The sequence below is a fragment of the Geodermatophilus sp. SYSU D00079 genome, assembly GCF_054050635.1.
On sequence record NZ_JBJGZS010000002.1, the window covers coordinates 45,847 to 58,642 of the forward strand.

A 12,796-nucleotide genomic window follows, 5' to 3' on the forward strand; every position below is an offset into this window, starting at 1 on the left:
CGGTCAGGCCGGTTCCGGGCCGGTGTACCGCAGCGCCCGGGCGATGAGCCGCTCCGCGGTGACCAGTTCGGCGGCCCGGTCGCGGTCGGGCTCCGGGTAGCCACGGGTGAGGAACCCGTCGGTCAGCGTGAGCACCCAGCGCGCCGCGGTCGCCGACGGCATGCCCGGGTCGGCCAGACCGGCGGCGCACAGCCGGTCGACGAGGTCGGCGATGCCGCGCATCATCCGCCGGTCGCCCTCGGCCACGAGCCCGGCGACCTCCGGGTCGCGGTGCGCCTGGGCCAGGATCTCGACGACCAGCCCCTGCATGAGGGGGTGCGCGGCCTCGGCGGCCAGCCGCTCGACCACCCCGAGCAGGGCCGCCCACGGGTCGTCGGCGGCGTGGGCGGCGGCGAACGCCTCGTCCCACTCGGCCCGGTCGGCCTCGAACAGGGCGAGGAACACCGCGCGCTTGGACGGGAAGTAGTGGAACAGCGCGCCGGTGGAGACCCCGGCCGCCCGGGCGATCTCGGCGGTCGTCGTCGCCGCCAGGCCCTTGGTGGCGAACAGGTCCAGCGCCGCCCCGACGATCTCCATCCGGCGCTGCCGGTGCCGCTCGGGGTCAACGGTGCGCATCCGCTCCATCTCCTCCCGCGGCCGCGGGGGAGTCCTCGCGGGCCCGCGGCGTGCGTCGCTCCCGCCGCACCTCCCGGACGGCCAGGGCGACCCCGACCAGGACGGGCCCCCAGTACTCCGCCGTCGCCAGCACGGCTCCCAGCCAGCCCGGCGGCGACACGTCGGGCAGGTCGACGTCGGGCCAGGGGATCGACGGCAGGTCGAGGTCCGGCCACGGGAGGTCGGGCAGGTCGACCCGGGGGAGCAGGCCGAGCAGCCACGTGACGAGCGGCTGCACCAGCCCCTGCAGGAGGACCGCGAGGCCGAGCAGTGCGCCCACCACCCTGGCCACGGCGAGGGCCACGTGCCGGGACGCCCACAGCCGGGGGTGGCGCTCCTCTATCGCGCGCAGCCGGGCCGCGAGGGTGCCGGGCGCCGGGGCGAACCGGTGGCGTTCGGCGGTGGCGAGGTCGAGGGCGGTGCGGGCGCCGGCCGGCAGGTCGTCGTCCGCACCCGGGGCGCCGGCGGCGCCCTCCGCCGGCTGCTGGGGAGCGTCGTCCGCCGCCGATCCGGCGTCCCCGGGTGACCGGGGCACCAGCAGCACGGTCTGCGCCACCACGCCGGGGGCCGGCGCGAGCACCAGCACCGTCGGGGCGGGGCCCTCCGGCCCGGGCAGGGGGAGGACGACGCGTCCGGACCCGGTCGCCTCGCCCACCGGGACGGAGTCACGCACCAGGGTCGCCGCCGTCCGGAGCCCCTGCCGTCGCGTCCTGACCTCCAGTTCCTGGCCCTGCCACCGCAACCGCTGACCGGTCATGAGCCCATACTCCGACCGATCAATCGGTTCATCAATACCGGAGAACCTGGTCGTCATGGGCGCCGAGGCGGGGGATCCGGGACGATGGGGGCGTGACGGCACCCGCGGAGGAGCTCATCGTCCTGGTCGACGACGACGGGACGGCGATCGGCACCATGCCCAAGCCGCTGGTGCACCACGGGGAGACGCCGCTGCACCGCGCCTTCTCCGCCTACCTGTTCGACGACGCCGGCCGGTTGCTGGTCACCCGCCGCGCCGAGGGCAAGCAGACCTTCCCCGGCATGTGGACCAACACCGTCTGCGGCCACCCCGGCCCCGGGGAGGACGACGCGGCCGCCATCGCCCGCCGCGCGGACTTCGAGCTGGGGCTGCGGGTCGGCGAGCTGCGCGAGGCGCTGCCGGGCTACCGGTACCGCGCCGAGTTCCGCGGCGTCGTGGAGAACGAGGTGTGCCCGGTCTACCTGGGGCGCTTCACCGGCACGCCCGCGCCCGACCCCAGCGAGGTCGGCGACTGGGAGGTGCTGGACTGGGCCGCGTTCCGCCGCCGGCAGGAGACCGAGGGCGACGCCTGGTCGCCCTGGTGCCGGGAACAGGCCCGGCTCATCGAGGAGGCCGGGCTCGCACCCCTGAGCTGACCGTCACCGTGGCGCCACGGTGGGTGTCGGCCACCCTCGGTGCCCGTGTCGTTGCCCGGCGCCGCGCCGCCCCGCCCCTAGCGTCCGCCGCGTGGAGCGCCGACGGTTTCTGCTCGTCCTCGCGGCCGGCCTGGCAGGGACGGCGGTGGCTCGTGGCGCCGTCGACCTCGCCGCCCCGGACGTGGTCGCGCGGGCGGCCACCGTCCCGGTCGGGGCCCCCGAGCCGGTGCGCCGGGCCCACCTCCCCGAACCGCCGGTCGGCCCGGTGTCGGCCCTGCCCGGCGAGGGCACGTCGATCGCGTTGACCATCGACGACGGCACGAGCTCGGAGGTGGTGGCCGCCTTCTGCGCGTTCGCCGTCGACACCGGCGTCCGGCTGACCTTCTTCCCCAACGGCAGCTACCGCTCGTGGGAGGAGAACGGTGAGCTGCTGCAGCCCCTCGTCGACTCCGGTCAGGTGGCGATGGGCAACCACACGTGGTCCCACCCCGACCTCACCGCCATCTCCGACGACGAGGTCGCCGAGGAGATCGGCCGCAACGGCGAGTGGCTGCGGACCACCTTCGGCGTCCGCACGCCGTTCCTGCGGCCGCCCTACGGGGCGCACGACGAGCGCACCGACCGCATCGCCGCGGAGGCCGGCCACCCCTCGGTGGTCCTGTGGAACGGCACGCTCGAGGACAACCGGCTGCTGACCCCCGACGAGCTCATGGCCGCGGCCCGCCGGTGGTTCACCGCGCAGTCGATCGTCGTCGGCCACGCCAACCAGCCGACCGTCACCACCGTCTACGACCAGCTGCTGGCCCTCCTCACCGAGCGCGGCCTGCAGACGGTGACCCTCGACGACGTCTGGCCCAGCGGCCTGGCCCGCGTGGACGCCACCTCCGGGAGCGCCGCCTACGCCTGAGCGCCGCCGACCTGCGCCGCCCGCCGTTGTCGGGAAGGGTGGTCGCCGACAGACACGGTCGGTGGACGGAGGAGCGGATGGTCGACAGCGGGACGTTGGCGGGGCGGGTCGCCCTGGTCACGGGGGGTGCGAGCGGGCTGGGGCGGGCCACCTGTGTCGCCCTGGCCGAGGCCGGTGCGCACGTCGCGATCGCCGACATCGACCCGGCCGGCAGCGAGGCGACCGCCAAGCTCGTCGCCGAGGCGGGTGGCTCGGCCGAGGTCGTCCCGCTCGACGTCACCGACGACGCCAGCCGGCGGCGGGTCGTCGCGCAGCTGTTCGACGCCCACGGCGACGCCTTCGACGTCCTGGCCAACGTCGCGGGGATCGACCGGCCCGGGTACATCACCGACATCGACCTCGCCGACTACCAGCGGGTGCAGGCGGTCAACTGCGAGGGGCCGGTGTTCCTGACCAGCGAGTTCATGAAGCGGGTGCAGCACCTGCCGGAGGGCCGCACCGCCGACGTCGTGCACGTCGTGTCGCTGTCGGCGATCACCTCCGGCAGCGGTGCGATCGCCTACAACGGCTCCAAGGCCGGCTTCCTCAACGCGACCAGGTGCATCCAGCGGGAGCTGCGGGAGAAGGCCGTCAGGGCCGAGGACGGCACCGAGCGACCGTTCCCCTGCCGGGTGCAGGCGGTCATCCCGGCCGCGATGGACACCCCGATGATGGAGCAGTGGGGCATCCCGTCCCACCTGATGATGCCGCCGTCGGCCGTCGCCGAGATGGTGCGGTACCTGGTCACGCTGCACCCGGCGGCGTTCGTGCCGGAGATGCAGATCGTGCCGCGACTCGAGCCCAACTTCCCCCGTTGATCCCCGTGACCGGCAAGAGGAGGCGCGGCATGAGCGCGACCGACCCCGAGGACCCGACCCCCGACACCGCGATGGCCTCCGGCTCGGACGCCGGGGAGCCCGGTGGTCACCTCGGCCCCGGCGACCTGGCGCCGGACGAGGAGCGGCTCCTGGCCGCCCTCGAGCGTGACGCCCGCACCACCGCGTCCGCGCCGGAGGACACGACCGCCGAGGTGCGGGCGGCCGAGGACGAGGCGCCGCTGCCGGCCGAGGGCGGCGACCAGGGCGACGGGCTCAGTGCGCGCTTCGCCGCCCCGCCGGAGGACCAGCAGGGCTAGGGGCGCAGGCGGACGGCGACCAGCGCGACGTCGTCCTCCGCGCCGTCGGCGAGCAGCCGGTCGAGGACCTCGTCGCAGACCTCCTCGACCGGCCGCTCCCGCAGCTCCGCCAGCTCGGCGGCCAGCCGTCCGACGCCGTCGTCGAAGACCTGGTCGCGGCGCTCGACCAGCCCGTCGGTGTAGAGCAGCAGCGTCGAGCCGGCGTCCAGCCACGCCTCCTGCTCGCTGCGGACGGCGCCGGGGTCGACGCCCAGCAGCAGCCCCGCCCGCGGCGCGGACAGCGCCCGGACCGTGCCGTCGGGCCCGGCCACCAGCGGCGGCAGGTGCCCGGCGCTGGCCCAGCGCAGCCGCGCGCCCCCGGAGGCGGGGTCGGGCACCAGCCGGCCGACGAGCACGGTCGCCAGGGCGTGCAGGCCCAGCCCGTCGATCGCGCCGTCGAGCCGGCGGAGGACGTCGGCCGGCCCCTCCGCGTTGTCGTAGGCGATGCCGCGCAGCACGCCGCGCAGCTGGGCCATGTCGGCCGCCGCGGCGGTGTCGTGGCCGACCACGTCGCCGATGACCAGGACCGTCGAGCCGTCGGGCTGGTCGAACACGTCGTACCAGTCGCCACCGACCTGCGCCTCGCGCGTGGCCGGCACGTACCGCACCGCGATCTCCCGGTCGGCCCGCCGCGGCGGCTCGGTGAGCAGGCTGCGCTGCAGCGTCTCGGCGGCGCGCACGATGCTGCGCGAGCGGGCGTAGAGCGCCTCGAGCAGGTGGGTGCGCAGCTCGGTCACCTCGGCCAGCTGCTGCGCCGTCCACGGGTCGGAGCGGTCGCGCACCGTCTCCCGCCACCGGTCGAAGCTCTTGCGCGGGCTGAGCCGGACGCCGTCGCCCTCCCGGGCGGCGATCGCCTTGTTGTGCGGGTCGCCGCCCCAGTCGACGGTGCGCACCGCCTCGGCGCGGTGCCAGAGCACGAACTGGCCCTCGGGCAGGGGCAGGACGAGCACCCCGCAGGCCGGGCCGGCCGGCACCCCCGGTGCGTGCAGCGGCAGGGAGTCGGTCGCCACGACGTCCTCGCCCTGCGCGGCGGCCCAGGCGGCGATCGACTCGGCCACTCCCTCCGGCAGCGGCACGCCGCGGCTGCCGGCGTGCCCGTGCAGGCAGACCACGACGCCGTCGGCGGGCAGCAGGTCCAGCAGGCTGGGGGAGCCCAGCAGGGTCTCGGCCAGCGGGCGGTCCTCGTCGAGGGCGGCCGCGGTCAGCCAGGCGAGGGTGGAGCGCACCTGCAGCGCGCGGTGCACCTCGTCCTCCTCGGCCCGGTCGACCAGCCGCAGCGACAGCGTGGACCCGAGGAACTCCGCGGCCGCCCGGGTGGCGTGGGGCGGGGCGTGCGGACCGGTGTAGTGGTGGCAGGCGATGAGCCCCCACAGGCGGTCGTCGCGCAGCAGCGAGATCGACATGGACGCCCGCACGCCCATGTTCTGCAGGTACTCGACGTGGATCGGGGAGACGCTGCGCAGCGCCGAGTAGGTGAGGTCCAGCGGCTGCCCGGTCGACGGGAGCGCCGTCGGCCGCAGCCGGGCCGGCACGTAGTCGACGTCGGAGATCAGCCGGATCCAGTTCTTCTCGTACAGCGCGCGGGCCTGGGCCGGGATGTCGGAGGCCGGGTAGTGCAGGCCGAGGAACGAGTTGAGGCCCGGGGCGGCGGCCTCGGCGACGACCTCGCCGTTGTGGTCGGCGTCGTAGCGGTAGACCATCACCCGGTCGAAGCCGGTGAGCTGGCGGACCGCCCGCGCGGTGATGTCGTAGAGCTCCTGCAGCGACGAGGCCCGGTTGAGCTCGCCCACGGTCCCGCGCACCGCCTGGTAGGTGTTCGGGAAGGAGAACGGCCGCGGCCCGCGCGCCGGCTCGAGCTCGACGACCAGGGTGGGCGCCGGCGGCGTCCCGTCGGTGTCGGTGCCGGTGCCGGCCCGCGCCCGGTGCAGCAGCGCGTCGACCGGGACGGGGCTGCCGGCGACGTCCAGGGTCACCTCGACCGGGTTGCGCTCGCGCAGGTCGCCGAAGGCGCTCGCCGAGCGGGCGACCGCCCCGGCGGCGGCGACGCCCAGGACGTCGGGCAGCCGCCGGCCGAGCGCGTCGTCCGGCTCGACGCCGACCAGGTCGGCGAGGTTCTCCGACACCTGGACGACGACGAGGTCGGGCTCGGTCACGGCCAGCAGGACGCCCCGCGGCTGGATGCTGCCCGGCACGTGGATGGGCTCGCGCTCGCAGTTGGAGAGGTCCACCGGCGTGCCCGGCGGCAGCAGCTCCAGGCCGGGCCCGTCGGTCACGCGGCTTCCCCGAGCGGGGCCACCCAGGTGGCCAGCGCGCCGAACGTGGAGACGGCGGCCCCCACCAGCCGGTCGGCGTCACCGCCGGCGGCCACCCGCTCGCGGGTCACCCGCCGGTAGGCGTGCCACATGGCGCCGGTCTCGCCGCCGTAGGGGGAGAAGGCCCCCACCCGCGCGTCGGGGCCGAGGGTGGGCAGCGTGGCCAGGTGCCGGGAGATGAAGGTGCCGCCGAGCGTGGAGCCCTCGAGCACGTAGAGGCGGCCCAGCGCCTGGTCGGTGTCCCCGACGGCCGGCAGCCCGGGGTCGGGGGCCGGCTCCGGCGCCGCGCCGAGGGCCTGCAGGTCCTCGGCGAACAGGTGCGCGCGCCGACGGCGGGCCCAGTCGACGGTCGCGGCGTCGGCCGGCTCGCGGCGCGCCCACTCGTCCAGGCCGGCCTCCGCGGCCGACCAGAAGCCGTGCAGCCGGGCGAGGACGGCGACCAGGCGGTCGCGGCGCAGCTGCGGGTCCATCAGCGCCAGGGTGGACTCCACCTGCTCGTGCTCGGCGGCCGTCGCCGTGCGCAGTGCCGCGAGGACGTCGGCGCCCCCCACATCTCGAGGCAACGCCCCTCCTCCACCAGCCACCGCGTCGAGGGTAGGTCACCGGGACGACAGCGGCTCGCACGACCGGTGCAGAGTGCAACCGGTCACGGTCCGGCAGCCGGGCCGTACGCCCGTCGCTGGTGGCGGCGACCGCAGCTGCCTAGCGTCGACCACGTCGACGTCCCCGGGTGCCGGAGGTGGCCCGTGCTCTCGCAGAAGGCACTCCTGCTGGGCGCCTCGCGGCGGCCCGAGCTGCGCCGGCTGGTCACCGGCACCCCGGCGACCCGGCGGGTGGTCGACCGGTTCGTCGCCGGCGAGACGCTGGACGACGCGCTGGCCGTCGTCCGCCGGCTGACCGGGGAGGGCATCGCGGTCACCCTCGACCACCTCGGGGAGGGCGTGACCGACCGGGCCGAGGCGGTGCGCGCCCGCGACGCCTACCTCGCGCTGCTCGACGGGCTGGCCGGGCTGGGCCTGCGCGGGCGGGCGGAGGTCTCGGTGAAGCTGTCGGCGTTCGGGCAGGCGCTGCCCGGCGGTGGCACCGACCTGGCGCTGGAGCTGGTCCACCCGGTGGTGGAGACCGCCGCTGCGATCGGCACCACGGTGACCCTCGACATGGAAGAGTCGGCCACCGTCGACTCCACCCTCACCGTCCTCGCCGAGCTGCGCCGCGACCACCCCGGCACCGGCGCGGTCCTGCAGGCCGCGCTGCACCGCACGCTCGACGACGCGCAGGCCCTGGCCGTGCCCGGCTCGCGGGTGCGGCTGGTCAAGGGCGCCTACGACGAACCGCCGTCGGTCGCGTTCCAGGGCCGCGACGAGGTGGACGCCGCCTACGCCCGCTGTCTCGGCGTCCTGGTGCGCGGGCCCGGCTACCCGATGGTCGGCACCCACGACCCGCGGCTGATCGCCATCGCGCAGCGGCTGGCCGCGGAGGCCGGCCGGACGCCGGCGTCGTGGGAGGTGCAGATGCTCTACGGCATCCGCACCGCCGAGCAGCGCCGGCTGGCCGCCGCCGGCGTGTGCGTGCGCGCCTACGTCCCCTACGGCGCCGACTGGTACGGCTACTTCATGCGGCGCCTGGCCGAGCGGCCGGCCAACCTGCGCTTCTTCCTCCGCGCCCTGGTCACCACGTCCTGACCCGTCTCCGGCCAAAGTGGCCACTTTGGCCGCCGTCCCCCCAGGAGGCCCCCATGGACGGCATCACCCGAGTCCCCGCGCCGCGCAACGAGCCGGTGCTCACCTACGCCCCCGGCTCGCCGGAGCGGGCCGCCCTGCAGCAGCGGCTCACCGAGCTGGCCGCCGAGCCGGTCGAGCTCACGATGACGCTGGGGGGCACCCACCGCCTCGGCGGCGGTGAGCGCTTCGACGTCGTCCAGCCGCACCGGCACGCCGCCGTCCTCGGCACCGGCGCGCACGCCACGCACGCCGACGCGCAGGAGGCGGTGCGCTGCGCGAAGGACGCCGCGCCGGCGTGGCGGGACCTCTCCTCCGACGACCGCGCCGCGGTCTTCCTGCGGGCCGCCGAGCTGCTCGCGGGACCGTGGCGGCAGACCCTCAACGCGGCGACCATGCTCGGCCAGAGCAAGACCGCCTCCCAGGCCGAGATCGACAGCGCCTGCGAGCTGGCCGACTTCTGGCGCTGGAACGTGCACTTCGCCCGGGAGGTCCTCGCCGAGCAGCCGGTCTCCAGCCCCGGCGTCTGGAACCGCGTGGACCACCGCCCGCTGGAGGGCTTCGTCTACGCGATCACCCCGTTCAACTTCACCGCGATCGCCGGCAACCTGCCCACCGCCCCGGCGCTCATGGGCAACACCGTGATCTGGAAGCCCGCGCCCACCCAGCAGTTCGCCGCGCACTTCCTCATGCGGCTGCTGGAGGAGGCCGGCCTGCCGCCGGGCGTCATCTCGATGGTGACCGGCGACGGCGTCGAGGTGTCCGAGGTGCTGCTGGCCGACCGCGACCTGGCCGGCATCCACTTCACCGGCTCGACGGCGACGTTCCACCACCTGTGGCGGACCGTCGGGCAGAACATCGACCGCTACCGGGGTTACCCGCGCATCGTGGGGGAGACCGGCGGCAAGGACTTCGTCGTCGCCCACCCGTCCGCCGACGTCGACGTGCTGCGCACCGCGCTGATCCGCGGCGCCTTCGAGTACCAGGGGCAGAAGTGCTCGGCGGCGTCGCGGGCCTACGTGCCGCGCAGCGTCTGGGCCCGGCTGCGCGACGACCTCGTGGGGCAGACCGAGGCGCTGCCGATGGGCGACGTCACAGACCTGGCCAACTTCCTCGGCGCGGTCATCGACCGGCGGTCCTTCGCCAAGCTCACCGGCGTCCTGGACCGGGCGGCCGACGACGACGCGCTGACCGTCATCGCCGGGGGGACGGCCGACGACAGCGAGGGCTTCTTCGTGCGGCCGACCATCATCGAGGGCACCGACCCGGGCCACGAGGTCTTCACCACCGAGTACTTCGGTCCGGTGCTGGCGGTGCACGTGTACGACGACGCGGACTACGACACGGTGCTCGCGCAGATGGAGTCGGTGGCGCCGTACGCGCTCACCGGCGCGGTCATCGCCTCCGACCGCGCGGCGATCGCGCACGCCCAGCACTTCCTGCGGTTCGCCGCCGGCAACTTCTACGTCAACGACAAGCCGACCGGTGCGGTCGTCGGTCAGCAGCCCTTCGGCGGCGGGCGCGCCTCGGGCACCAACGACAAGGCCGGCGCCGCGCAGAACCTGCTGCGCTGGACGAGCACCCGCTCGATCAAGGAGACGTTCGTCCCGCCGACCGACCACCGCTACCCGCACATGGGGTGACGGGGTGGATCCGCCGCGTTCGGCCCGGCGGATCCACCCCGTCACCAGCGGTCGAGGTGCAGCACGGTGTCCAGGGGCTCGCGGGCGGCGGGCCTGAACGTCTCGCCGGTGTAGAAGGCCGTCGGCACCAGCGCCGCCTGGTGGACGCCGTCCGGGATGCCCAGGACCTCGGCGACCTCGGCCTCCCGCGCCAGGTGCAGCGAGGTCCACGCCGTGCCCAGCCCGCGGGCGCGGGCGGCCAGCATGTAGCTCCACACCGCCGGCAGCAGCGAGCCCCACAGCCCCGCCTGGTTGCCCTGGGGCAGCGGCCGCCCGGTCGCGATGCACGGGACGAGGAGCACCGGCACCCGGCCCATGACCTCGCCCAGGTGGACGGCGCTGTCCCCGACCCGGGACTGCACCTGCGCCCGCTCCGGCCGGTCGGCGAACAGCTTGCCCGCGAACGTGCTGGACTCCGCGTAGCGCACCACCTGCTCGCGGTAGATCTCGCCGATCGCCTTGCGCTGGTCGGCGTCGGTGACCACCACCCAGTGCCACGACTGCGCGTTGGACCCCGACGGCGCCTGCAGCGCGACCTCCAGGCACTCGCGCACCAGCTCCAGCGGCACCGGACGGGTGAGGTCCAGCCGCTTGCGCACGGCGCGGGTGGTGGTGAGCAGCTCGTCGGGCGTCAGCGGCAGCGTCATGGGGTCACCCTGCCCGACGCCGGCCAGTGCACGAGGCCGTCGGGACCCCTCACGGCGCCGGCCGACGGGACGTGCGGGCCCAGCCGCCCGTCGGGCATGAGGTGGTCGACGGGCACCCCGCGGCCGAGGACGGCGACGTCGGCGACCAGCCGCCGGTGGCAGCGCCACCACACGCTCTCGCTGCACATCACCGCGACGGTGGTCGCGCGCGCCTCGGCCAGCACCTCGTCCAGGGCCGCGCCGAAGCCCGCCGTCCGGGTGTGCGCGGCGTAGGCGGCGAACTGCGCGACGGTCCACCAGTCGTCGGCGACCGGCTGGTCGGGCGGCAGCCGGCGCCGGCCGCCCAGCCGCTCCTCCCACCGGTAACCGATCCCCGCCGCGGGCAGCCACTCCTCGAGCGCCTCGCGCCGCACGTCCGGGTTGCTGCGGCTGCCCGGGAACCGGCGGACGTCGACGACGAGGTCCACGCCCGCCCCGGCCAGCCGCGCGCCCAGGCGGGTGCGGTCCTCCGGCCCGTGGCCCACGGTCAGCAGCGGCACGGGGGTCCCCTACCCGGCGGGCGGCCGCCCTCCCCGGCCGGTCATGCTGGTCGGCCGGGCGACGGGGCCCGGAGCGAGGGGGAGCGGCGTGGCCGGTACGACGGAGGTGCGGACGTCGCTGTGGCGGCTGCCGGCGATGCGGGCGCTGATCGGCGCGACCGCGCTGGGGTTCGCGAGCTACTGCCTGACGCTGGCGTCACTTCCGGCGTACGCGGTGACCGGGGGTGCCGGTGCGGGGACCGCCGGAGTGGTCACCGCGGTCCTGCTGGTCGTCACGATCGCCGTGCAGTCGGTCGTGCCGGCGCTGACCGGCCGGTTCGGGGTGGGGCCGGTCCTGGCCGTCGGCCTGGTGGCCCTCGGGGCGCCGTCCCCGCTGTACGTGGTGGACGACGGACTGGCCTGGCTCTCGGCGATCTCGGCGGTGCGCGGCGTCGGCTTCGGCATCCTCACCGTGCTCGGGGCGACCCTCGCCGCCCAGGTGGCCCCGCCCGAGCGGCGCGGGGAGTCGATCGGCCTGTACGGCCTGGCGATCGCGGTGCCCAACCTGGCCGCCGTCCCGGCGGGGGTGGCGCTGGTGCTCGACGGGCACGTCGCCTGGCTGGCCTGGCTGTCGGCCTCCCCGGTGCTGGCGCTGCCGCTGGTGCCGCTGCTGGCCCGGTCGGTGCGCCTGGAGCCGACCACCGGGCGGGCCTCGCGCGCGGCGGCGGTGGCCGCGCTCGCCCCGTCGGTGGTCCTCCTGGTGGTCACCCTCGCCGGTGGCGGGCTGGTCACGTTCCTGCCGATCGAGCGGCCCGACGGGGTCGTGGCGACGGCGGCGCTGCTGGTCTTCGGCGTCACCGGCGCGGTCACCCGCTGGCGGGCGGGGCTGCTCGCCGACCGGCTGGGCACCCGCCTGCTCATGCCGCTGGCGCTGCTCCTGTCCGCGGGCGGGCTGGCCGTCGTGGCGCTGGGGCTGGTCGCCGGCGACGCGCTGGTCCTCGTCGGGGCCGGGGTGTTCGGCGCCGGGTTCGGGGCCGTGCAGAACCTCACCCTGGTCACCGCGTTCGTCCGGGCCGGGGAGGGTGGGGCGACGGCGGCCAGCGCCATGTGGAACGCCTCGTTCGACGCCGGCACCGCCGCCGGCGCGCTGGCCCTCGGGGTGGTGACGACCGGTATGGGGCTGCCGTGGACCTACGTCGCGGTCTCGGTGGCGCTGGTCGTCACCCTGCCCGTGGCGCTGGTCGCCACCCGGCCCTGACGGGGGCCGGCGACCCTGTCGGCCGGCCGGGATGCGGGTGTAGGAGAGCCGCATGGGCGAGGCCGAGGTGCTCGAGTCGTTCCGCCGCGCGGTGGCCGACGACGACGCCGACGCGATGCGGGCCGGGCTGGAACGGCTGTTCGGCCTGTCGTCGGGCGGCGGGCTCTCGGCCGAGGACGAGTACCGCGTCCGGCACCCCGACTACGTCATGGAGATGCCGCAGTCCGGTGAGCGGATCCGCGGCCGCGACGCCATGCGGGCGATGCAGGAGGCGTTCCCGGCGCCGCCCCGCATCCGGCTGCGCCGGGTCGTGGGCGCCGGCCGGGTGTGGGTCGTCGAGGGCGTCAACGACTACGGGCAGGACGACGTCTGGCACGTCGTCCTCACCCTGGAGCTCGACGACGACGGCCGGATCGTGCGCGACACCCGGTACTACGCCCAGCCGGTGGAGGCACCGGCCTGGCGGGCGCGGTGGGTGGAGCCGCTCGGCTGAGC

14 protein-coding genes are annotated in these 12,796 nt (G+C 76.0%); 8 read left to right on the forward strand and 6 right to left on the reverse strand.

Features of this window, described 5'->3' with window-relative positions:
- Positions 1 to 3 precede the first annotated feature (3 nt).
- Both ACI79E_RS02385 and ACI79E_RS02390 read right to left on the reverse strand, forming a co-directional pair.
- Positions 4 to 615 carry a TetR/AcrR family transcriptional regulator gene (locus ACI79E_RS02385; RefSeq protein WP_456930947.1) on the reverse strand — a complete coding sequence of 204 codons (612 nt, stop codon included), beginning with the start codon at positions 613 to 615 and terminating at the stop codon, positions 4 to 6.
- On the reverse strand, positions 602 to 1,411 hold the full coding sequence (locus ACI79E_RS02390) for a hypothetical protein (protein WP_456930948.1): 810 nt from the start codon (positions 1,409 to 1,411) through the stop codon (positions 602 to 604). Before ACI79E_RS02390 ends, ACI79E_RS02385 begins: the two co-directional genes overlap by 14 nt.
- Positions 1,412 to 1,503: 92 nt before the next feature.
- Here ACI79E_RS02390 and idi point away from each other — a divergent pair, with 92 nt between their 5' ends.
- From idi to ACI79E_RS02410, 4 genes are all read left to right on the forward strand, one after another.
- Positions 1,504 to 2,046: an isopentenyl-diphosphate Delta-isomerase gene (gene idi / locus ACI79E_RS02395; protein WP_456930949.1), complete on the forward strand. Its 543-nt coding sequence runs from the start codon at positions 1,504 to 1,506 to the stop codon at positions 2,044 to 2,046.
- Between the two features lie 91 nt (positions 2,047 to 2,137).
- Positions 2,138 to 2,953: a polysaccharide deacetylase family protein gene (locus ACI79E_RS02400; RefSeq protein WP_456930950.1), complete on the forward strand. Its 816-nt coding sequence runs from the start codon at positions 2,138 to 2,140 to the stop codon at positions 2,951 to 2,953.
- A gap of 77 nt (positions 2,954 to 3,030) precedes the next feature.
- On the forward strand, positions 3,031 to 3,810 hold the full coding sequence (locus tag ACI79E_RS02405) for an SDR family NAD(P)-dependent oxidoreductase (protein ID WP_456930951.1): 780 nt from the start codon (positions 3,031 to 3,033) through the stop codon (positions 3,808 to 3,810).
- A 29-nt stretch (positions 3,811 to 3,839) separates the two neighbouring features.
- Positions 3,840 to 4,127: a hypothetical protein gene (locus ACI79E_RS02410; RefSeq protein WP_456930952.1), complete on the forward strand. Its 288-nt coding sequence runs from the start codon at positions 3,840 to 3,842 to the stop codon at positions 4,125 to 4,127.
- Here ACI79E_RS02410 and ACI79E_RS02415 read toward each other — a convergent pair.
- Together ACI79E_RS02415 and ACI79E_RS02420 are read right to left on the reverse strand one after the other, a co-directional pair.
- Positions 4,124 to 6,439 (reverse strand): SpoIIE family protein phosphatase, encoded by a 2,316-nt coding sequence (locus tag ACI79E_RS02415; RefSeq protein ID WP_456930953.1) that lies wholly within the window; start codon positions 6,437 to 6,439, stop codon positions 4,124 to 4,126. The two genes, ACI79E_RS02410 and ACI79E_RS02415, sit on opposite strands and share 4 nt — an antisense overlap.
- Positions 6,436 to 7,041, reverse strand: coding sequence for a biliverdin-producing heme oxygenase (locus tag ACI79E_RS02420; protein ID WP_456930954.1), 606 nt, complete (start codon positions 7,039 to 7,041; stop codon positions 6,436 to 6,438). Before ACI79E_RS02420 ends, ACI79E_RS02415 begins: the two co-directional genes overlap by 4 nt.
- A 183-nt stretch (positions 7,042 to 7,224) precedes the next feature.
- On the opposite strand from ACI79E_RS02420, the gene ACI79E_RS02425 reads away from it, so the two are divergent.
- Together ACI79E_RS02425 and pruA are read left to right on the forward strand one after the other, a co-directional pair.
- Positions 7,225 to 8,160, forward strand: a complete 936-nt coding sequence (locus tag ACI79E_RS02425) for a proline dehydrogenase family protein (RefSeq protein WP_456930955.1) — start codon at positions 7,225 to 7,227, stop codon at positions 8,158 to 8,160.
- 53 nt (positions 8,161 to 8,213) lie between these two features.
- Positions 8,214 to 9,839, forward strand: a complete 1,626-nt coding sequence (pruA, locus tag ACI79E_RS02430) for an L-glutamate gamma-semialdehyde dehydrogenase (RefSeq protein ID WP_456930956.1) — start codon at positions 8,214 to 8,216, stop codon at positions 9,837 to 9,839.
- Positions 9,840 to 9,880: 41 nt separating this feature from the next.
- On the opposite strand, the gene ACI79E_RS02435 is transcribed toward pruA, so the two are convergent.
- Entirely contained in the window at positions 9,881 to 10,525 is a 645-nt protein-coding gene (locus ACI79E_RS02435; RefSeq protein ID WP_456930957.1) for a nitroreductase family protein, read from the reverse strand.
- Positions 10,522 to 11,064, reverse strand: a complete 543-nt coding sequence (locus ACI79E_RS02440) for a DUF488 domain-containing protein (protein ID WP_456930958.1) — start codon at positions 11,062 to 11,064, stop codon at positions 10,522 to 10,524. Before ACI79E_RS02440 ends, ACI79E_RS02435 begins: the two co-directional genes overlap by 4 nt.
- A gap of 88 nt (positions 11,065 to 11,152) precedes the next feature.
- On the opposite strand from ACI79E_RS02440, the gene ACI79E_RS02445 reads away from it, so the two are divergent.
- The gene (locus tag ACI79E_RS02445; protein WP_456930959.1) at positions 11,153 to 12,301 is read left to right on the forward strand and encodes an MFS transporter; all 1,149 of its coding nucleotides are present in this window, start codon (positions 11,153 to 11,155) and stop codon (positions 12,299 to 12,301) included.
- Between the two features lie 52 nt (positions 12,302 to 12,353).
- Positions 12,354 to 12,794 carry a nuclear transport factor 2 family protein gene (locus ACI79E_RS02450; protein WP_456930960.1) on the forward strand — a complete coding sequence of 147 codons (441 nt, stop codon included), beginning with the start codon at positions 12,354 to 12,356 and terminating at the stop codon, positions 12,792 to 12,794.
- Positions 12,795 to 12,796 lie beyond the last annotated feature (2 nt).